Source organism: Mesorhizobium sp. 128a (assembly GCF_053848025.1).
On the sequence record NZ_JBSPKY010000007.1, the window covers coordinates 36,444 to 57,140 of the forward strand.

The window sequence follows — 20,697 nt, forward strand, 5'->3', positions numbered from 1 at the left end:
CACTGCGGCGTCCTCGTTGCAATGACTGTCGACGATCGCAACACCTCTTTCCCTGGCGAGGCCGAATGGCATTTCGATTCGTACACACGGCCGATATTCATCTCGACTCGCCGCTACGTTCGCTGGCGTTGCGAAATCCCGATCTTGCCGGGTTGGTGGGCGACGCCAGCCGCCAGGCATTCGTTTCGATAGTAGATCTCTGCCTTGAGGAACGTGCGGACGCGTTGGTCATTGCTGGCGACCTATACGATGGCGATCAGACCTCGATGAAAACTGCGCGGTTCCTGGCAGCGCAGATGACGCGCCTGCATCAGACCGGCGTCAGAGTTTTCAAGATCCGCGGCAATCACGACGCCCTGTCGCGGATTTCCAAACAGCTGGTGTTTCCCGACACCGTTACAATTTTTGGCGGTCGTGCTCAGTCGGTGTTGCAGACAGCCGGCGGTCTGGACGTCGTTTTCCATGGTTTGAGTTTTGCAAGCCCTAAGGCGCCGGATAGCTTACTGACTAAATATCCCGCGGCTCGTGAAGGGGCCGTCAACATAGGCATCATGCATACCAGTCTAGCCGGATCGCCGGGTCACGACGTTTACGCGCCCTGTAGCATCGCCGACCTGCACGCCCACGGTTTTGACTATTGGGGGCTTGGCCACATTCATGTTCGCCAAGTCTATTCCGGCGCAAGCACGGTGGTGATGCCAGGAATACCACAGGGGAGGGATATTAATGAGGCCGGCGAGAAATCAGTCACACTGGTGACGGTGCGCGACGACCGTTCGGTGGAGATCGAGGAAAGGCTGACCAGCGTTGCGCAATTCGAAAGGGTCAGCGTCGACCTTACCGGAGCAGTGGAGTGGACCGAGGCTGTTGCGGGTGTTCGCAACGCACTCGATGAGATGCGGGCCGCCGTCCGCTCGCGCCATGCTGTGGCCCGCATTGGCCTGACAGGGATGTCACCATTGATGTGGGCGCTCATCCGCGACAAGGATCTCCTTCTTGCCGAGGCCGAACAGGCTGCTGAACAGCTAGGCCATACGTGGGTCGAGAAGCTTGAGCTTGACCTCCTGCCACCTCGCACGCAGCCCGCCGAAGATATTGCTGATCCGATTTTCGAACTCGAGCAATCCATGCGCGCCGATGCTACCTCGGAGGCCTTCCGCGCCGAGGCGAGGACGTTCGTCCAAAAGGTGGTCGCCGACCTTCCAGCCGACGGACGCGATTTTGCCGGAAAGGACGAAGCCGGGCTGGAACGGTTCGTCGATCAGGTGCTTTCCAAGGGTACGGACTTGGTGACTGCCCGACTTAAGTTCGGTGGATCGTCATGAGGTTGCGGCGCCTCGACCTCATTCGGTATGGAAAGTTCACTGATGGTTTGATCGACTTCGGACCCAAACCGGAATCTGGACCTGACCTGCATATCGTGTTCGGCCTGAATGAGGCCGGCAAATCGACCGCGCTATCGGCCTATTTAGACTTGCTGTTCGGCATCGAGGAGCGAAGCCGCTACAACTTCCTGCATGAGTACAGTGCCATGCGCATAGGCGGGGTGCTGGAACTGGCCGGCAGCGAGCATACGTTCACGCGGACAAAACAGCGCAGCAATTCGCTGTTGAACGCGACGGGCCAACCAGTGAGCGAGGTGGCGATCACGGCGCATCTCGCCGGACTGTCGCGTGACGCCTACACGACGATGTTCTCACTCGATGACGAGACTCTGGAAGCGGGCGGGAAGTCGATCCTGGAGTCGCGGGGCGACCTCGGCAAGCTCCTGTTCACGGCCAGCGCCGGTCTTGGGAACGCAAGTGATACGTTGAACGCCCTCGAAGCCGAAGCAGACGCGCTGTATCGGAAGCAGGCGCATGGAACGGAACTGGCGCTGCTGAAGAAGCGCCTACTTGACGTAAAATCGCGCAGAGATGCGATCGACACCCTTGCATCGACCTACGAGGGCCTGGAGGCCGAACGTCTCGACGCAGCGCAGCAGTACGACGGGACCATCAGCGACCGAGCGGTCCTAACGGCCAGGCTGGATACCATTGCTCGCTACGTGAGGACGGCGCCGATGTTGGCGGATATCCGGCGCAAGATTGCCCGGCTGAATCAACTGCCGGACACCGCCTCTCCAGCCCACACATGGACAGGCAGTGTCACCGAACTAATCGATGACGATGCTAGCCTCAGAACGCGGCTGTCCGCAAACATCAACGAGGTCGAGCGCCTGACGGCAAAAGTCACCGCGGTCGATGAGGACGAACGGATCTTGTCGATTTCCGAACGCATTCGCGGGCTAGCGGAAAGCAAGGTTCGTCATACCTCGGCTGGCTTTGACCTGCCCACCCGCAGGATGGAGCTGAAAATCCTCAACAACACCGTGGCAAACTGCCTTGCCGCCTTGGGCCGATCTTCCGAGCCGGATCCTGCCGCACTGCTCCTGCCTGCCGTCACCGTTGGCGTTGTTCGCGCCATGGTCGAGCAGAGGTCAGGGATTGCTACCGGGCTGCGCTCCGCTCGCGACGAGGCCGCGGCAGCACTCGATGCACTGCAGGCGGCGAGGCAGCGGGTCGGCGAGGAGAGGGCGGTGCCCGAACCTGCCAGGGCAAGGCTGGGCTCGGCTCTATCGACGGCGCGAGCAAGCGGACACCAGGCAGAAATCAGGACAGCTCGCGAGGCGGAAGATGCCGGAACAATCCGATGGAGGGCGGCGCTAGCGCGCTTGCGTCCATGGAACGGAGATGCCCTTTCTCTCGCCAACGTCGCGGTTCCGAGCGCCGGACAGATTGCCGCCTGGAAGACGGTAGCATCGAAACTGGCCAGGGACTCGGCCGTCCATGCCGAACGCCTTGCCGAATACGAGGGCAACCATGCCATTCTCGCAGCACGATTGGATGCCCTTCGTGCTCCGGGCGGCATCGTCGACGATCAAGCGGCTACCGCCATCCGCCGAGTTCGCGATGAAGCTTGGGCAACGCACCGCGCAGAGCTGACCGGTGACACCGCTGACGATTTCGCCGTGGCGTTGGCGCGCGATGACGTTGCCAGCGCAGGCCGGCTGGCCGGCGCGGCGGATCTGGCCGAGATCCGGGCAACGACTCGCGACCTGACCGAGGCCGCGGCCAACCTCTCACGCAACGGCATCCAACGCACACACCTCGCCAAGGATGAAGATACCCAATTGTTGGAAATTCGCGCGGCCGCCAGCGACCTGCTCGGAGGGGCCGTGGAAACTTCGTCTGAGCGCCTGATCGAAAGGATCGAGGATCAGATAAAGGCGCGCAGCGATGCGCTCGCTGCCTGGGAGCAGATCGAACTTGCCCGCAGGAAGGCGCAACGAGCCACTGACGCCGGCGAGCAGATACGCTTGGACATGAGAGCGGCGCTGGAAAGCGTCGGCATTGCATCAGAGCCCGGCGACACCCTCGAAGCAATCATGGCCATCGCGGAGCTGTTTTTGGAGCGGCAGCGCAAGGTAGACGCCGAATATGCCGAGGCGCTCAGAATGGTGAGCTCCAAAGAAGACGATCTTGCTGCCCGACGGGTTGCGATAGGCGTGGCGGAGCGGCGCGAGGAGGAATGGCTGGCCGGCATTACCGAAGCGCTCAAGGGTACGTGGCTCGAAAGCGGTCTGTCCGCGTCAGGCGTTGGCGCTGTGCTCGATCAATTGGCCGAACTGTCAAGAAGCCTGCAGGAACGGGACGATCTGCAGCTGCGCATCGACAAGATGGAGGCCGACAGGGCCAATTTTCTGGTCGAGGTCATCGCCGTTGCGGCTGAAGCCGACGAGCCCACGAAGGATGGCGAGCCGGAGCAGTTGGCTATCCGCCTTGCAGAGCGCCTAGAGCGCGCCGAGCGGACACGCGAAACAAAGGCAAGCCTCGGCAACGACCTGATGCGCCTGAAGGAAGCGCGCGACATCCTCGACAATGAGATTTCGGCGCACGCACGCGGCAAGAACGAAGTGCTGGCAGTCTTTGGCGTCGCCACTCTGTCCGAAGTGGTCGAACGCGATGAACTGCTGCGTGAGCGCGACGGCTTGCGCACCTCCGTCGCCGAACTTGAGGAACGGATAGTGGCGGAGCTCGCGGTCGACGAATTCGAGCGGGCCCGCTCGATGCTGGAGGCGATCAATTTTGACGCCCTCGCGGTCGAGAAGGCTGAGGGCGAGCAGCGGCTTCGTCAGTTCGACGAAATCATCCAGCAACAGTTGATCCGGCAAACGCGCGCGGCCGACAAGCTGGACGCCATCGGCGGCGACAGCGCGGTCGCTCACCTGGATGCCGAACGGCGCACAACCCTGTTGGAAATCGAGGAGAAGGCAACCCGCTACATAGAGCTGAAGCTTGGCATCATGTCGGCTGGAAACGCTTTGCGGATCTACCGTGAGAGCCATCGCTCCGGGATGATGGCGCGCGCATCAGACGCATTCAAGCTAATGACGCGTGGTCAGTATTCGGGGCTGACAACCCAGCCCGCAAAAGGCAGCGAGGTGCTGATCGCCGTGCAGGGTGACGGACAATCCAAGGTCACCGAGGCCCTTTCAAAGGGTGCGCGATTTCAGCTGTACCTTGCCCTAAGGCTCGCCGGCTATTACGAGTTCGCGCAATTCCGACCCTCGGTACCCTTCATCGCTGACGACATCATGGAAACCTTCGACCATTTTCGGTCTGAGGAGGTTTTTAGATTGTTTGGGCAGATGGCGAACAAGGGTCAGGTGATCTACCTGACGCACCACAAACACCTATGTGAAATCGCTGAGGTTGTCGTACCGGGGACGAGGATCCATCACCTCGCATAGGTCGTCTGCCACATGCTTGAACGAGCGCATTCAGACGGACAACCATTCTAACCTACGGTAGACGGCTGCTTTGCGCCTCATCGCGGACAATCAACAGTCAGCCGCAGGTCTGGAAGCTGCTGCGCGGGTTCCAATATCAGACGGCGGCCACTTCGACCGCCACCTTGGACACGTTATAAAGCGCCACTGTTCCCCCAATGGCCTGGGTGGGAGTGAATAGGGCAAGATTGATGCCATCACTGACCGAGCTGCGATAGACTACGCCATCGAAGCCGCTCTTTTTGATGAACTCGCACAGATACTGACTCGGAATATAGTCGATCGCTGCGCCCGCCGGCTGCACCGGCCGCGTCAGTTCCTCGCCTAGGCGTTCGAGGAATGGCAAGTCGGCACGCAGCTGGCCGATCTCGCTTGCGTCGGCCAGGATAAATGGCGATACGAGCTTGCGCGGATTGCGCAGATCCACAGCCTTGATCTCGGGAATGGTGAAATCCGCAACGCAAGCAACCTCGCCGGTATGGGGCCTAATCTCGGCCGCGGCCGTTTCGGGAAACGAACCCAGATAGAGATAGGGGATGCCTGCCGGATTGGCCCGGCCATGTGACGACCGTCGCTTCGGCGGTGCACCCATCTTTTCAATCGGGAAGACCTCATCCTCTGTGCGAATTCGCGCGCGATACCATTGCCGGGGCAAGGGCGCCGCCAGCAGCAAGTCAAGCAGCTGGCGGAGACGGTCCAAATCGATCGCGACGTCGAGAAACCAGCGATTGGCGTACATCATCTCGTCGCGTAGCTTATCCCACTGCGCGAGGCCTTCGCTGATGTAGCTCGCCGAGGGGACGAAGCCTCGCCGCACGATCTCACCATCATTGAGGATTTCGCCGAGCAAGTCCTTCGCGTGTGCGATGTCCATGCGCGGATGGCCGAAGAGCTGCCAGTCGTCCTTCATCCATTCGACGAGCGATTTCCCGTCGTCACTCGGCTCGTAGACGTTGGCCATCAGTTCGAAATAATTGGCGAGCTTGCCTGGCTCGAGGAGCTGGGTGTTAGCGGTCCCGCAGAAATCGCAGGTGCCACGGCCCGGGTCGAGCGACGGGAAGAGCTGATCGCGCAGACCGCGATCGTCAAAGCACTCCGGGCAGCAGAACCGTTGTGGCATGGGACTCAGCCAAGATAATCGGCGAGCGTCTCGATATGGTGCTTCATCGAGAGCTTTTTGGCATAGCCGAGGCCCGGAAAATGACCTTTAGCGTGGAGGTCGCGAAACTCCTTGATCGCGCTCGTTTCTAGAAGCTTTGATGTTCCGGAGTTGAGCCTGAGGATGAGCTTCTGCAGTGCTTGGCCGAACTTGCCTGCGGGGTCGGTCGGCGTATCGTTCGTGGTCGAGACGAAGTGATAGATGTACATGACCTCGTCGGCATCGGGGTCTGTGAAGGTCAGGTGAATCGCCACGGCATAGGCGGGGCCGCCACCTTCGGAATAGACGTCGCCGACCGTCAGGAAATCGCCGAAGCCGTTCATTCCGAGATCACTCTGAAAGGTGAGATGGAGCTCGGAGAATTCCTCGAGCGGGATCTTGGCGAACTCGGCGTTCTTGCGCCGTTTGAAGCCGTCGCGAATTAGGATGCGGTTGCTGCCCTCGAAGTGCTTGCGGTACAGGGTATTGGCGTGGTCCTCGATGAAAACGTGCTGGGTCTGTGGCATCGTATTGTGCAGGTATCCGGCAAGGCCTTTCTGATCGGTGAACCCAGCGTGGATGAAGGTTGGATTGTGGTCGAGATGGGCTTGGTGACATGTGACTGCCTCGGCGAGGTTTAGGTTGCCGCGCAGGAGAATGCCTGCCGAGATCGCGCCGCCGAACATGCCCTGTTGTAGAAGCTGCGAAATGCCGGTTCCTTTTTCCTGATGGTCGCCATGATAGGGGTTCACGATAACAATCGCCTGCCCCTCGGCATCGCAGATTGCCTTTAGCGCCTTTTCGAGGCCGCCCAGTGACTCTTTCACGGGCTCGATGACTGCCACAAATTGCCGCTCTGCCATCAGCTTAGCGGACTCCCGAATTGTCAGAAGTTCGAACTGCTTGCCGCGAAAATATGGGTGATACATGGGCTTGTCAGTTCCAGGTCATGGCCGCTTGCAACGGCGTCGCGACGGCTTCGACCAATCGCGTATGGTCGACGCGCCGCACCGACATCGACAGGGCGGCGGCCTGCAAAGACGCCGGCAGATGGTTGATGAGTTCGCCAAGCGGGGCGAGATTTCGCGTCCGTTTGAGTGTCCGGACCATCTCGACATGCAGCTTCGCCGGGTCGAGCGCGACGAAGAGATCGCGCATCGCCGCGTGCCGCAGCGTGTTCGGCACCTTTGGCACGGGCCCGCCCATCGCCTTTAGGATCGTAGCAGCCTCGCCCGTGCGCAGCGATTCAAAGACGGTGACCGGGCAGATTCGCGCTGGGCAGTTGATGGCGTCGCGCACGGTTGTGATTTGAAAGCGCTTCGACAGGCACATTACGCCGACATCGTCCGGTACCGTGGCCAGAACGCCTTGGACATGGCCTTCGCTCGCGATCACGTTAACTTTGGCGAAGACGCGCTTGTAATTGTCCACCTGATTGGCGAGTCGGATCAGCGTATCCCGCTCGGACTTGATTTCATAGACGGTCGCTGTGCCATTCAGGATGACCAAGTCAGCCTTGCAGCTACCAGCCCGGAACTCGGTGAGCATGGAGGCAGTGCGTAGCGAGTGCGTGCCCAAGAGCACTTTGTGACTAATCGCTGCACGATAGATGTACTCGTCGCGATGCCCTGCGACCTTTAGAATCTCGAACGCGGTGTCGAAGATGTCGCCGACCGTCTGGGGCCTGCCCGTGTGCGCAAGCAGTTCGGTCTGCTCTAGCAGCCGACGGAACAAGCCAGATCGGCCAGTCCTCGCCATTTCGCGGAAAACGCTTGCGGAGAATAGCCGGGTCAAAACAGAAAGTTGCGCTGCGCTGTAGATTTTCCTTCCCCCACAAGAATCGTAGATCGCGTTGCGCCTACGCGGGCTCTTCTAGCGCAAAACGCTCGGGCATGGAATCGGCGTTGCAACATCGACGTGAATGGCTGGCGACCGCCCCAACGAAAGGCGCTGTAGCCAGCGTGCGGCGGCCTTGCGCCTATCTCAGACATTTACGGAGCTCCGGCGAGTTCCCCGAAGCAGGCGTTCACGCCACCGGTCGGTGTGAAAATCGCTGATGTTGGCGCGGTGCGGGGCCATCTACTGCTCGCCGCTACCGACGGCATAATTGTCCACATGGCCGGCGAAGCCGGGCGGCACCCATTGCCCGTAGCGGCTCTCGGCTTCCCTTGTCGTTTGCCCTTCGAGATAATCGACAAATCTTGCCCGGATCATCCAAGGTGCCGACTTTTGGCATCGGCCAGATCCGTTAACCCGCTGCCACGCAGACCTGCGCAGATAGGCCGAGTTATCTCAGGCAGCGACAGCCTTATCGTCCTCAAACGCGTAGAAGTGAGGATCCGCAACGGCGTCGCCGGCGAAATTGCGACTGATCTCCACGGTAATCAAACTGTCGCCAGCAAAGGCTGGGCTTAATTCAAGCGTCAGATATTCGAACAGCGCACGCTCGTGCACCGCGATCACCACTTGCTTGCCGAGACCCTTCGAAAACGTTCGCAACAGAGCGGCAAACTGAGCGATGTGAACGTCATCCATCGACTGCACGGGGTCGTCGAGCACCAACCATGGCAGCTGCGACGGTACCGACAGGTTAAGCGCAAGGAACAGGGTCAGAGCTGCGGTGTTCAAATTGCCCTGGCTGAGCATGGCGCCGGGAGGGCCGGAGGACTGCCCTGACCTATGAAACGTCTCCAGCACAGCCTCCACCTTGCCATCCCCCTTATCGGGAAGCCGGAATTGCGGAACGAACTGCTCGTTCGGAGCAAGCCGGACGAACAGGTCTCGCCAGACCTTGTTAAGCGACCCGCTGAAAACGTCGCGGACGATCCCCGAACGGACATGGGTTGCCGCGGTCGCGATGGTCTTCGCCCGCTCCCGCACCTCACCAATCGACGAAAAGGCCCCCTTCACCGTCGCAACGCGCCTTTCCAGCTCGATTGCCCGCGCCCTGCGGTCCGACAGCAACTGTGCCTCGCGGGCATACTGGTCGAGTTCGGTCTCGACCGAGACGCGCGACGAAAGTGTCGCCTGGACAGCTCTGAGACGGCCCGACAGCGCTCCGGTAGCCGCATCGAGGGCCTCTCGCAGGCTCGAAAAGTTCGTCGTCGGCTGGCCGGTTGACCGTTCCACCGCATCATTAATTTCGGGAAGCAGGGACGCCGACTGCAGCCCTGCCCGTCTCGTGGCGGCGAGGCTCCGGCGAGCACCGTCGAGGCGCACGAAGAGGCTCTGCCCGTCAGCGGCATCCCCCTGCAACGGTTCAAGCCTCGACCTGATCGACGCGATCGCGGACTGGCGCCGGCGCAGATCGACGAGCGCCTCGGGCTGCAGCACTAGCCGCTCGGCTGTTGCTTCATCCCGCCGCGCCGTCGTCAGCCGCTCGCTCTCCGATGCTCGCTCCGTCGAGAGCGCCTGCAGGCGCCCTGCCTCCGACGTGAGGTTCGCTATGGTGGCCGCAATGTGTGCGGTCAGGGAGCCATTATCGAGCTCGCCGTAGTCGCGGTTGCAGACCGGGCACATGTCCCCTTCGACATGCGGTGCGATTCCCGCAAGGGCAGCGGCGAGGGTCCGGGCATCCTTAGCGCCCGCTTCGAGCGCCTGGTTGATCTCACCAATACGCGTCGTCGCCCTCTGGATTGTCGTTCTCGCCGCCGTCAGCTGCTGGCTCGCCGCGCCGTGCTGGTCCAGCAACCGCTGCCAGCGATCGACCTCGACGACGCACCATCTCAGAGCATCGCGGACCTGATCCTCGACGCTGGCGCCATCGAGTGGCGAAAGCTCGGAATGAAACTCTCTGAGGACGTCCAGCGCCTGGGTTATCTGCGCTCCAGGGCCGTTCAGCCACGTCTCGTACTCGGACCCGATGGTGGCAGCATCTCGCTCCAGCGCCGCGATTTCGGCGTCGGGACTTCCTGGCGAGGTCTGCTCGAGACGGCTCAACAACGAGCTCACCTCCGAGCCCTGCTGGGTGACGCTGGCGAGTTCGGCCTGGTCCCTGTCTCGGTCTCCAACCCGGGCCCGCAGTGCGGCGACATCGAAACCGGCACCGACCGGCACTGCGGCGGGGTCCAGAACGTTAAGCAGTTCGTTGAGACGGGAGATGCGCTGCGTTGTCGCCTGCCGGGCGATCTCGACGCTCGACCGTTCACGCTGGAGTTGCTGGTCGAGCAGATCACGAGCCTCTTCGAGCTGCTTGTAGACCGGAGCAAGCTTCCGTATCCGGGTGACGTTGAACGCATGGTCGAGGCCGTCCACCAGGGCGTCGAGCGCATCAAGGCGCAGCAACTCCTTCACGAACTCCGTCAGCCGCGAGTTCGTGGTTTTCTTTTGGTCGTAGATGTCCAGCAGGCGACCTAGCACTGCCTGCGGCAGGTAGCACCGCTCAGCAAAGAAACCGGCATCGACCGCGTTGAGCGCCGGCGTGGCGTCGAACGAACCCGGAGCGAACGTGACCTGGCCAGCCCCGGTCGAACGGCCATTCATCCCTTCGACGGCGAGCTGGATTGAACCACCCGCCGTGTCGATATGGGTGAGGAAGTCGTGGTACTTCGACTGGTCTTCGAGATGAGCGATAGAGCCGGTAAGACCAAGTTCGATGGCCGACATCACGCTGGTCTTCCCCATGCCGTTGCTGCCGTGAACCAGCACCACCTGCGCATCGAGCGGAATGACCACCGATCCGCGCATGGAACGGAAATTCTGGATCGAGAGCGACTTCAAACGCGGTTTCATGACTGCGGCGCTCCGTCCTCGAGCACCTTGTCGGCAAGCGTCGAGATATCGAGGGCGAGTGCCGCCTCCACCGCCTCCTTGCCCCTTTCGGCCAGCTGCACGAACCGGACGACAGCCGGCTCGTCATCGGTGTGGTCAAGGTGCTTTTCGAGGTTGGCCTTCCAGTCGGCCAGGTGCTCGACCGGCGGCGGGCTCTTCAGCGGCAGCAGCACGGCCAGCCAGTCCCGCACCATTTCTTCCGCCATCGGCCCGGTCGGTGCGCCGACCGGCAGCACGCGGCAGACGCGACTGATCGAGTTCACCAGGTCGTTGTCCGCCTGACCGGAGGTCAGAACGGCGGTTACCGATCGCTTCGAGCCCAGCACATCGAGCGCACGAGTAAAGGCGAGAACCGACCGCGTAACCTGTATGTCTTCAGACGCGCCGGTGAGTTCGATCACGATCACAAGGTCGTTGGCCTTTTCGCCGGCCACCAGCACATAGGTGAAATCGAAAGCCTGCGAACCGATCCTGATCGATTTGCCGAGCGGCCGGTAGCCACCCTCCTTCGTCAGGATTTCAAAGACCGTTTCCGCTGTCGTCATAGCCCGACCTCGGAGTTGAACCTGCCCTGGACCTCGTCAAACGATGCCGAGCCCTCGAGCAGGTCGCTGACGCTAACATAGCGCGGCGGCGCCTTGCCTGTCCGCCAGGACTTGGAAGGGCTTCGCTGCTGCCGGGGCGTGACCTTGCGCGAGCAGATGACGACGACGTCGTCGTTCACCTCGTCGAACGCCCCCGACGCGACGAGCTGGTTGATGTTGTCGTCATTGGCGGCGAAAAACACGCGGGCCTGGGCCACCGGAGCGACAAGTCGCAGCGCCCCGCTCGTCGGCTGCTCCGGATCGTCGACCGCAACCGACCACTGGTTCGCGATAACTCCCTGGCCGATCAGCCCCAGTGCGGCAGCGGCTTCCGGCCTGCCGGAGAACCCTACCGCTGGGTCTTGCTGCATCAGATGCGCCGGCTGCGCACTCAGCGGCATGTAGGGGCGGCGGCCGGCGCTACCCGGCCCCCCGAGAAACTGCTCGGTGACCCGGCCCATCAACGCGGCAATCGTCCGGGCGCACTCGTACCGGTTGGCGTTCCCGGCCTGCGCCGCGGCACGTTCGAGCGCTTTCAGACCCTCGACGAGGCTCTGCTTGCCCGCAGCACCTACGGCTGGCGACGTCAGCAGGCCAGCGAGGGCGGCAAGCTTGCCGAACATCGTTCTCAGCAGCAGCGCCAGCAACAGTGGTTTTCCGAAGGCAGGCAAGGTGGCATCCGTTCGGATCTTGTCTCGGTTAGCCTCATAGTCGCCCTGGTATGCACCCTCAAGGATAGATTTCTGTCCCTCGGAGAGCTCCTGGGCCGCAAACACTATCGGCGCTGGGACGGAATTCCAGACCCAACCATTCGCCCCGAACAGCTGCTGGATGTTGGTGTCCTGCCCGGAGAGGCCGATCATCAGCGTTCTTGAACGAGCAATCAGTGCCCTGAGCTGCTCCCGCATCTGTGTGAAGCGCTGGTTCTGCGCCCAATGCGTGATGGCTGCTTCCCTCGCTACGAGCAGCTGTCGATACTCGGCTTCGTTAGCTATTGCCCGGTTCGCGCAGCCGTGGAACTTGTACAACGTCCCGATCCCCAGCGGTCCGTGCAGGTCGCCCCCGGTGACAGCGACGCGAAATGTCTCGTTCGGCCGACCGAGTTCAACCATTGCCGCTTCCAGCAGCCCGTCCCAGTTGGCCGTGGCAAGATCTGACACCACGCCTTCGAGAACCAACATGGCGATCGCCAGGTGTTCGGCGTCGGCCTTCTGCACGGCAAATGTCGTAGCGAACTCGAGGACGTCCCACAGCAGGTAGTCGAAGGGCCGGCCCTGAACCTCAGTGCCCAGCACCTTCGAGTACTTGTTCCAGAGCCGGTCAATGAGTGCACCGTGGATCGGCCATGACCCAACTGGCTGCGCGAGATCGACCTGCGCTCTCTCGGCAGCAGACAGGTCGGCAAGACCGAGGATACTGTCGAACGCGCGATGGTGCTCGCAGTCGGCGCCGGTGATGCGGAGACGCAGTTTCTCGAGTAGCTTGGACAGCACACCGTCCAGCCCGACCACGCGATCCCGCGAAATGCCAGATCCCAACCAGAGGGCGTACTGCCCGGCCTGGAAGCCCGCGGAAAAGCTCTTGTGCGGACCGTCGAGCAAGTCGAGCGTTTCCGCGATCTTAATAGTTGACGCTGTCGGCAAGGTGCCCCCTCCACACTACGCCTAGCGTGACCGAGCGACTGTTTCCACCAATATTTTGAAGAATATTCGGGTCGCGAACAGCGCTTGGCGGTTCGTCAATGCAACGAGTACAGCGCCAGCTCATGTGCTTGGTACTCTTCACAGTGGAGATAGACGATTGGAGGTCGATATCTGTCTGTGTCGCGGGTCGGATATCGCATTGAAACCCTTCGAGAAAGCCCGACTTAGGCAGTTCCGGCCTCGGGCTCTCATCGGCGATCTGTCCGCTTCCCGTTTGAAGTCCCCCACATGCGGATAGTCCGCTTACGCCCCCATATCCGCCTTTCCGATGCGAGCAACAAGCAGCCCTCAGCTGCCGTTAGCTTGGGATCCGCGCTGAAACGCTTGATCTGGAGCAACCCGCAAATGCGACGAGCGCCCCGCGCGAGGGACCTGTTAATGAGCTTTCGAACCGGATCGCCCTAGTCTTCAATAAACTCCGTTATCGTGAGCATTTTGAGATCTTCAATAAGTGAAGCCGAGGAATTTGGTTGAGCCCTGGTTTTTGGAAGTAGGTCGCTAAATTGCTCAATGCCCCTCTCTTGGATAGGTGGTCCGCCGTCCTTGGTAATTCTGCCCGTTGTGGGATAGAAATTATAGGGACCCACCTTGAGTTGGTAGGCAGATTTCCTTGCTATTCTATGGCCGTTAGCAACGAGATGCTCGATGGCGAACTTCATCTCCATCGTGTCATCGGGCCGGTGAAGTGTGTCTCCCAATATTCTGCTCCATTGCTGGTTGAGTAATGGTTTCTCGGATGGAAGGTGAGAGAAAGAGATGGTGGTGGATTGACTGATGGGATCTTTGAGAGAGTGATAGAGGGAAGTGCTATAATTTAGCGTCTGGAACACGGGTTCAGCACCTTATTCGGCGCCAAGTGGTGGAGCGATTTTGGCATAGCGAATGTTCAGCGATCTGTGACGCGCTTGCCCCCGTCCTGGATTTTCGGACCGCAAAAGCTCTAAACGGGGCGAGTCCGTAAGCGACGCTGCAAGGTGCGGTTCGATGTTGAAGCTCAGTCCCGTGGCTCATGACGTCGGTATCGTAGCTATGCGTTCGACACCCTGATGATCTTGGTACGGACCCGAGCTGTGGCGAAAGTATCTGCGGGGAGGATTTCGAGGGTCTCAGCTTGCGGGTGATCGAACGTAATTGGCACCAACGCAACAAGCACCGCGGGATGCTTGTGGCCGCCACGGCCCAGAAGCGACAGGGCGGCCGCAAGGTGTTTATGGACCTCGCTGAAGGGCGGGTTCATGATGATGCGCGGGTATTCGACGCGTCCTGTGACCTCGTCGGCCCACTCAAGAAAGCACCGGTTTATGACAGGGCCAAATTCATGCAGCCCGCTCGCGAGCTTGTTGTGTCGTTCGACCTGCGTGAGTTCATGCCGACTGTGGCCAGAGGCGAGCAACGCCTTCGTGAGCTGGCCGGTACCGGCACTTGGCTCTAGCGTGAGGAAATCGCCCAGCGGCCCTAGATATGCAACCATCCGCGCTGCCACATCGTCGGGGGTAACGTGGCATTCGGTGAACTTGTCGACGATCACGGGTTCGACGACCTGGACGGGTTCGAGCTTGCTGAAGCCGTCGCGGCGTTTGATAGGAATCCGCATCGGCTTGTCGGGGCGGGCGTAGACGCCGCGCTTCATTGTGCGTCATCCGAGTTTGCGAGAATTGCAACGCTGTCGGGCAGCGCATGGGCCTTCGCGTCGGTGAAAAAGACGGCCACGAAGGGCGCAAGGTGGCGCGGTTCATGGTTCGGGTTGATACAAATGCGGAAGCGAAAACCGCCACAGAGTGAACGCCGAGTTCCGCGCTGTTCAAGATGAAACCGGGCGTACTGAGACTTGGTCATCTCGACCACGGGAAAGGTCTGCACCTGATCGCGGTGGTAGCGATGCCGCGACTGGAGCGCTTTTGCCTTCAGGTTCAGGATCGGCGGTAGCGCGTCCTTTTCGGTAGGGACCTCGTAGCCAGCGGACTGCATCAGGTTACGCCATTCCTCGGCGGACAATGAAAGTTCAGTGTCGTTAGCGAGGTGGAGGGGTAGGGCGGCTTTGCTTTCGATTATGAAGGTCTCGGCGTCGATCGCGCGCGCCTGCGGTTTGTGCGCGCCGTGCTCGCGTGCGAACGCTTGTAGGATCATCGGTGTAAGTTCGCCTTCGTATCGACGAACCGGCCCGAGCAATTCACGTTCGTAGCTGAGCCGGTTGAGGGTGTGTTCGATGTAACGGCGCCGCTTGTCGCTGGTGATCGATCGTTTCGCTGCGTCAATGCACTGTTGCCGCGCCTCCTGCGGCGACACGTCACCTTTCTCGACTTTGCCCCACAGATCCCATGGCGCGAGTTGACCCGTGGGTATGCTGCGACCAATCGCGATCTTGATGGCTTCGTCCTGGGTGATCTTCTCCCACATCGCGAGCGAGAGGTGGGCGTGGTTGATCTCGCGCTGCATGTCATGCAGGTCTGCAAGCAAAGTCTTGATGCGGTTTGCGCGCACGCGGGGATCGTTTTTGTAGTTTGCATGCAGTTGGACGCCTTCGGCGCGGTAGAGCCAGTAATTCGCCGACTTCTCGGCCTTGTTGGCGTTGGTCATGGCAGATTGCATGCGCACCTGGGTCTTTCGCGCTTTTCGCTCGGAATGATGACCGACCAGGATCGGTTGTCCGAAAGCGAAGGCCTCGGAGAGATTTTGCGCTGCGCGCTGGAATGCGTTCGCCTGGCGGTGGCGCTTGTTTGCGAGTTCGTCGAGCCGATCCGCTTTGGCCGCCGCTCTCTCTGCGAGCGTCATCTCCTCGGGCTCGATCTCACCGGCCAGTTCGATTGCTAGATCCTCTCGCGAAGGCGACCACTTGGGGGCGACGAAGAGTTCCTGCTTAGGCGCCCACACGAAGCCGGCATCCCTGACACGTTGATACGTCTCGCTATCCAGGCGGGTGGAGGCGTAAAGTCGAAGTTTGTTGTCCTCCGGGCTGTAACTTGCGGTGATCTTCATTTGCGAATCGTCCCCCACGAGTTGGAAGGCGTCCCGGCGGGACGCCGACACGAGCCAAAGCAGCTGCGGACCATGCATCGGTCCAGTGATGCGGGGCTGCTCAGCCACAATCAATTTTCGTTCGGGGTATGCTGGTCTTTACGGCGTTCCAGACGGCAATGTTGCGCGGAGCCGAACTACTCTCGCTCAGGAGCCATTCTCGTACGACATGATGGGAGCGGCACGGCGGGGAATTGACGACGCTAACGTCTGGGTCGTCTTGGAAGAGTTCGAACGCCACTCTTTGCCGCTCGACATGAATGCTTTGGGCTTCGCCCTTACATCTGCCGAACTAGAACGGGTTCTCGGCAGGGCTGGACGGCGCAAAAACCTGGGGCCAAATCAGTGCGTAGGATCGCTTCTCGGATGCGCACTCTTCCTCGGTGATGCCTGCAAGCTGCGCCGGTGCCGCGGCCTGGACATTGTTCCACGCCGCATCCTTCTTCTGTTGGGACAAATGCATGGATGCGAATGTCGACCGGAGTTCCGCCGTTAGGCGTTCGATCTCCTCCGCAGTGAAAAAGGCGTCGTGTTCCGCGCAATAGTTTGCTATGTAGTATCTTGCCGAGAATTGCGTGAAAATCGCCAGCTCTTCGCTCTCCTGGTCCTCGCCGGCGTTGGCTTTTCTGTTCGCTTCTTCTTGTTGCCTTGTAGCTTGGTATTGAGCGGATTCCGCAGCTCGCTCCTCAACCTGTGCCACGGCCTTGGCTCGCTCTATCTCTTGCTCTACCTTGGGTGGAGCTGCCCATTTGAGGCGCCCTAGGAAGTCGTCGATAGCTACCAGTCTTTGCGTCGGATTTTTCTGATCCCGTACGATTGTGGCCAGTTCATCTAAGAGTTCCTTTGTACGAACCGCCTCCGTCTCTCGCTCGGCCATCGGCTGTCCCACCGAGTATTCAAGATAGTTGATCAGACCCTGACGATCAGGGTTTCCGCATTCGGATATCCGGGCCTTCAGTGCGTTGAAAGAGCTAACGGTCCATTGTTCGAAAGGGATCCCGAATGGCTTCCCTCCGGAATACCATTGCTGCCTGCTGTTAAAGTCGACCGTGAGGTGGTCACAGGGGATCCCGCCGATGACCAGATCTGCTGGTTTCGTTTTTTGGGCCAATATGTTGATGCGGGCCGCGGCGACAACCTGCGCGACGGCTGGTGGGATCGAGGGCCAACCGTAAGAGCGCACCAGCGAGTCAATGTCGGAAAGCTTTTTATCTGAGGTCGAAGCGCTTTCGGTGATTGCTGAGAGCTTCCCAAGAAATACAGGTGAAACGCCTGGCACGACTTGTTGTGCAGGAAGCGCGTTCTCGTCGCTCTGCACTAGTTGGTAACTGGGCGAAGAGGCGGGATCGGAGACATAGATCAATTCTCGTGCCGATGAAGCGACGGCGGGCTGAATAGCGAACAGCACCGCACCCGTAAGGCCAGCGCAAACGGTCATTTTCAGGACGCTTTGGATAACCGTGCCTGCCGCGTGACAATGCTTTCGCCCAAGTCTCATGATCCGTCCTCTGAAGACGATGAAAAGGAAATAGGATGGCTATAGCCACTGGTTTGAATGGCGGCAAGCTGCGTCTTTGCTGCCATGAAGGGAAGGGCGCTTCTGGCTTGGAATTTGCGACGGATACGCGTCGCTCAAGGCATGTCCCAGGACAGGCTCGCGGCGGATACTGAGATCGATCGAGCCTATTTGGGCGGCATCGAGCGACAGACTGAAAATCCATCGCTCGACGTTTTGGACCGCCTCGCCCATACGTTGGATGTCGACTTGGCGGACCTTCTTAGGCAGCCAGAGCCTGGCGAAGAGCCACCCAAGCCGTTACGAAGCGGTCGCCGCGCTAGAAGGATTTGAGCGCTTTTTGGGCGCAACCGGTGCCTTCGCCGCTGTGGCGCGTGGACTGTGAGATTTGCCAGCGTCGAACGCGCTACCCGAAGGGGTCGCTACCAGCGATTCCATTACGTGGCGAACAACCCGATGAAAATCGCAATATCGGCCCCAGAGGGCTGACGCGTACTCGGCCGCACCATGGTCTGCGATCGCTCGCACCACAGTCTCAAGCGTGAACGCCTGGAAGCCGACGCGCTCACGTCCATCATCATGTGGCTGGTCGCCCGTGGCGTCGTGTAGTTCGGCCGCGTATAGGGCGTTCGATGCGACGGCGCGTCGATTCAGGCGCGGTACGATCGTGATGAACTTGCCGCGTGAAGCCAAGCCGTTATCGACCATCAACTGAGCCATCACGTGTTCGCGGCGAAGCTGTTCAAAGCCAGCACGTGTAAGGATTGTGTCCTCCGGATCGATGAACAGTCCGCACTCCCGGGTCGTCTCGTCATAGCGGTCTCTGTGACGGGCAGGGGGCGCCAACATTTCCTCGACGTACTTGATCTCAACAGCGACGAAGCCTGGTTCGCCGTCTGGTGTGACGATATCGACCAGCACGTCGAATGCTGTTCCATCGCCGAAATAGGTTTCCTGGAAGCGGCCGGGGCTGTGTTCAAACCTGATGCGAGTGACGGTTTGGACGAAGCCGGGCAAGAGCTTGCTCCAGACCGCGGTGGCAAGATCTAGGTCGAAGGCCAGGGGTGCCCACAGGTTGATGGTCAGGCATTGTGAGGACAAAAGGTTTGTCCAAAGTCGCTCCTCATTCCAGACGGATCCAGGTTCTCGGAATAAGAGCTCGGCCTTGGCGAGTGCCGTGACGTCGTTGGTCATGAAGTTGGCGCCGACCCGCGCGGCCGGCCCTGATATGCGGGAACCGAGCTTGATCCGTCGTGTGTCGCCTCTCGTCCCGGCGATGACGGCTCCAATGGGGATTTTCTGTTCCTCACGCCAAAGTGCGCTGAGCAGCCGGGCCGCGGCACCGAACCGAGCATCAGTCGCGATGAAGGTATTGCTGGCCCGCAAAACGAATTCGGGAATGAGGGGCGCGTATATGAGGGGCCGTTCGAATACCGAGCGTGAGCGGTCGGTGCCGGCGGCGGCTGTGGCATTGTCGGCTCTGGTAAGGGTCAGTGCGTTGTCCATCAATGGCTCCTGTCAGTTACACTGAGAGGTTCAATGATGGGGTCCAGCGATTTCCAGATGCGATAGCAGAAAGTCAGGTTAGAAATATTTCGTAGTCATGGGGTTGTTTTGTCGGTTTGTCGGGAAATTCCTGTTCCTGTTCCTGGTGGTGTGATGATGATGTTGATCATCGCCCTCTTCTAGAGGTAATAATAATGGCGTTTGACCACTCGGTTTCGCATCTCATGATGGGCGAGGGGGCGAGCGATAGGCGGCGGGACTCTTAATCGGTCCACGTTTCACGGCAAACGTCGGCCGCCCGCTTATCCTCGCGCAGCCCAATGAAGCTTGGGCCACGAACACACCCTTTCGAACTGAATTCCAAGAACTCGACCTCGGCGACCAGTTCGGGCCGCAACAGAATGATGCCGTCGCGCCTGGACTTCCTGTTGGTGGGTTCAAAAGGTTGAGCCAATTTCGAAAAAAGGGCGGCCAGTCGGTTGCGTTCCGACGAAGAAAATCCGCTTCCCACGCTTCCACGAAGCTTCATCGTCCCACCGTCCAGTGTGGCCAAGACGATCGACTTGACGTCACCAGTGGCAGGATCTGGTCGCCAGCCAGCAACGATGAACTCCTGGCGCTGAGTGAACTTTATTTTACGCCAGGCCGGCGATCGAGCGCCTGGCAGATAAAGGGCGTGGGCATCCTTCGCCATTACGCCCTCCCAACGCGCTTGTCGCAGAGCCTCGGACAGCTTGATGCCATCGGCTGTATGTGCGACGAAGTTGATATTTTTGACGCCCAATTCGGAAATGACTTCGCGCAGCCGCTGCTTTCTAGTGAGGAATGGCAGGGCGGTGAGGCTGACGCCTTGAACCGCGATAAGATCGAAAGCAAAAAACGACAAAGGAATGCTGCGGTCTGAGAGAGCTTCGCAAAGCAGGCCGAAATCCGGCCGGCCACTCCTATCAAGGGCGCAGATCTCGCCGTCGAAAGCGAAATGATGATCGGCGCTTACTTCGGCGGGCAGCGAACGACCTAAACGGTGCGTCCAATCAAGACCGTTACGTGTAAAAAGCTGCAACTTGCCCGCCCGCACCACGAGTTGGCAGCGGTAGCCATCGTATTTTGGCTCGAAAACCCAATTTGCGTCGGATGGGAGAACGCTTGCAGAGACCGCCAGTTGGCATGGCGTGAAATCCATCGGACACCCCTTATGTATTTTTAGGTGTTCAACCGTCAACGCTGGGTATTGCCAGCTTCGCGGGTCGCCCGGTTTGAGGGAAATGGCTCCGGGGCCGCGTGTGTTCAGTAGGCCCTGTCGATATCCGCCAGTACGTTATCCGCGAACGCCATAGCGGCGTCGAACGCGGTGCGGTCGCTGTCGGCATCCCACACGGCAACTGCCTTTAACGCACGCAGTGCCTTCTCGAGGTCGGCAGCATGCCAGATGGCACCTTCGGAGCATTCGATCAGGCGACCAAAACCGCCTGTTTTTTTGTCGTCCGAGACGCTATCGGCCATCAAAGCGCGCACCAAGGCCTCGGCGGCATCGGCATTCGGGGCCCTCACGGTCGCGGCATAGTCGCCTTGCTCGAGGTCGCTATCGGACCACGCTATGAGCACTGAATAGGATTTCACGTTCTCGGTCATTG

Annotated in this window: 17 protein-coding genes; 3 read left to right on the plus strand and 14 right to left on the minus strand. The window is 60.1% G+C overall.

Features of this window, described 5'->3' with window-relative positions:
• The first annotated feature begins 65 nt into the window (after positions 1-65).
• Both ACWTU9_RS13815 and ACWTU9_RS13820 read left to right on the plus strand, forming a co-directional pair.
• On the plus strand, positions 66-1,325 hold the full coding sequence (locus ACWTU9_RS13815) for a metallophosphoesterase family protein (protein ID WP_455858741.1): 1,260 nt from the start codon (positions 66-68) through the stop codon (positions 1,323-1,325).
• On the plus strand, positions 1,322-4,792 hold the full coding sequence (locus tag ACWTU9_RS13820; protein WP_455858742.1) for an AAA family ATPase: 3,471 nt from the start codon (positions 1,322-1,324) through the stop codon (positions 4,790-4,792). The genes ACWTU9_RS13815 and ACWTU9_RS13820 overlap by 4 nt, the downstream gene beginning before the upstream one ends.
• A 136-nt stretch (positions 4,793-4,928) precedes the next feature.
• On the opposite strand, the gene ACWTU9_RS13825 is transcribed toward ACWTU9_RS13820, so the two are convergent.
• From ACWTU9_RS13825 to ACWTU9_RS13875, 11 genes are all read right to left on the minus strand, one after another.
• Positions 4,929-5,951, minus strand: a complete 1,023-nt coding sequence (locus ACWTU9_RS13825) for an RES family NAD+ phosphorylase (protein ID WP_455858743.1) — start codon at positions 5,949-5,951, stop codon at positions 4,929-4,931.
• Between the two features lie 5 nt (positions 5,952-5,956).
• Positions 5,957-6,898, minus strand: coding sequence for a sce7725 family protein (locus ACWTU9_RS13830; RefSeq protein WP_455858744.1), 942 nt, complete (start codon positions 6,896-6,898; stop codon positions 5,957-5,959).
• 7 nt (positions 6,899-6,905) lie between these two features.
• Positions 6,906-7,703, minus strand: coding sequence for a sce7726 family protein (locus tag ACWTU9_RS13835; RefSeq protein WP_455858745.1), 798 nt, complete (start codon positions 7,701-7,703; stop codon positions 6,906-6,908).
• A gap of 345 nt (positions 7,704-8,048) precedes the next feature.
• A complete protein-coding gene (locus tag ACWTU9_RS13840; RefSeq protein WP_455858746.1) occupies positions 8,049-8,183 on the minus strand; it encodes a hypothetical protein in 135 nt (44 codons plus the stop codon).
• A gap of 78 nt (positions 8,184-8,261) precedes the next feature.
• Positions 8,262-10,700, minus strand: a complete 2,439-nt coding sequence (locus ACWTU9_RS13845) for an AAA family ATPase (RefSeq protein ID WP_455858747.1) — start codon at positions 10,698-10,700, stop codon at positions 8,262-8,264.
• Positions 10,697-11,284, minus strand: a complete 588-nt coding sequence (locus ACWTU9_RS13850; RefSeq protein ID WP_455858748.1) for a hypothetical protein — start codon at positions 11,282-11,284, stop codon at positions 10,697-10,699. The genes ACWTU9_RS13845 and ACWTU9_RS13850 overlap by 4 nt, the downstream gene beginning before the upstream one ends.
• A complete protein-coding gene (locus ACWTU9_RS13855) occupies positions 11,281-12,966 on the minus strand; it encodes an SIR2 family protein (RefSeq protein WP_455858749.1) in 1,686 nt (561 codons plus the stop codon). The genes ACWTU9_RS13850 and ACWTU9_RS13855 overlap by 4 nt, the downstream gene beginning before the upstream one ends.
• 461 nt (positions 12,967-13,427) lie before the next feature.
• Positions 13,428-13,856 (minus strand): hypothetical protein, encoded by a 429-nt coding sequence (locus ACWTU9_RS13860; protein WP_455858750.1) that lies wholly within the window; start codon positions 13,854-13,856, stop codon positions 13,428-13,430.
• Between the two features lie 197 nt (positions 13,857-14,053).
• Positions 14,054-14,656 (minus strand): methyltransferase type 11, encoded by a 603-nt coding sequence (locus tag ACWTU9_RS13865; RefSeq protein WP_455858751.1) that lies wholly within the window; start codon positions 14,654-14,656, stop codon positions 14,054-14,056.
• Complete coding sequence (locus ACWTU9_RS13870; RefSeq protein ID WP_455858752.1) at positions 14,653-16,002, minus strand: DUF3560 domain-containing protein; 1,350 nt, start codon at positions 16,000-16,002, stop codon at positions 14,653-14,655. The genes ACWTU9_RS13865 and ACWTU9_RS13870 overlap by 4 nt, the downstream gene beginning before the upstream one ends.
• A 331-nt stretch (positions 16,003-16,333) precedes the next feature.
• Positions 16,334-17,539, minus strand: a complete 1,206-nt coding sequence (locus tag ACWTU9_RS13875; RefSeq protein WP_455858753.1) for a hypothetical protein — start codon at positions 17,537-17,539, stop codon at positions 16,334-16,336.
• A gap of 84 nt (positions 17,540-17,623) precedes the next feature.
• Between ACWTU9_RS13875 and ACWTU9_RS13880 the strand changes: the two genes are divergently transcribed.
• Positions 17,624-17,890: a helix-turn-helix domain-containing protein gene (locus ACWTU9_RS13880; RefSeq protein ID WP_455858910.1), complete on the plus strand. Its 267-nt coding sequence runs from the start codon at positions 17,624-17,626 to the stop codon at positions 17,888-17,890.
• On the opposite strand, the gene ACWTU9_RS13885 is transcribed toward ACWTU9_RS13880, so the two are convergent.
• From ACWTU9_RS13885 to ACWTU9_RS13895, 3 genes are all read right to left on the minus strand, one after another.
• Positions 17,858-19,063 (minus strand): PGN_0703 family putative restriction endonuclease, encoded by a 1,206-nt coding sequence (locus tag ACWTU9_RS13885; protein WP_455858754.1) that lies wholly within the window; start codon positions 19,061-19,063, stop codon positions 17,858-17,860. The genes ACWTU9_RS13880 and ACWTU9_RS13885 overlap by 33 nt on opposite strands.
• A 262-nt stretch (positions 19,064-19,325) precedes the next feature.
• A complete protein-coding gene (ligD, locus tag ACWTU9_RS13890) occupies positions 19,326-20,246 on the minus strand; it encodes a non-homologous end-joining DNA ligase (protein WP_455858755.1) in 921 nt (306 codons plus the stop codon).
• A 104-nt stretch (positions 20,247-20,350) separates the two neighbouring features.
• Positions 20,351-20,695 carry a hypothetical protein gene (locus ACWTU9_RS13895; protein WP_455858756.1) on the minus strand — a complete coding sequence of 115 codons (345 nt, stop codon included), beginning with the start codon at positions 20,693-20,695 and terminating at the stop codon, positions 20,351-20,353.
• Positions 20,696-20,697: the final 2 nt, after the last annotated feature.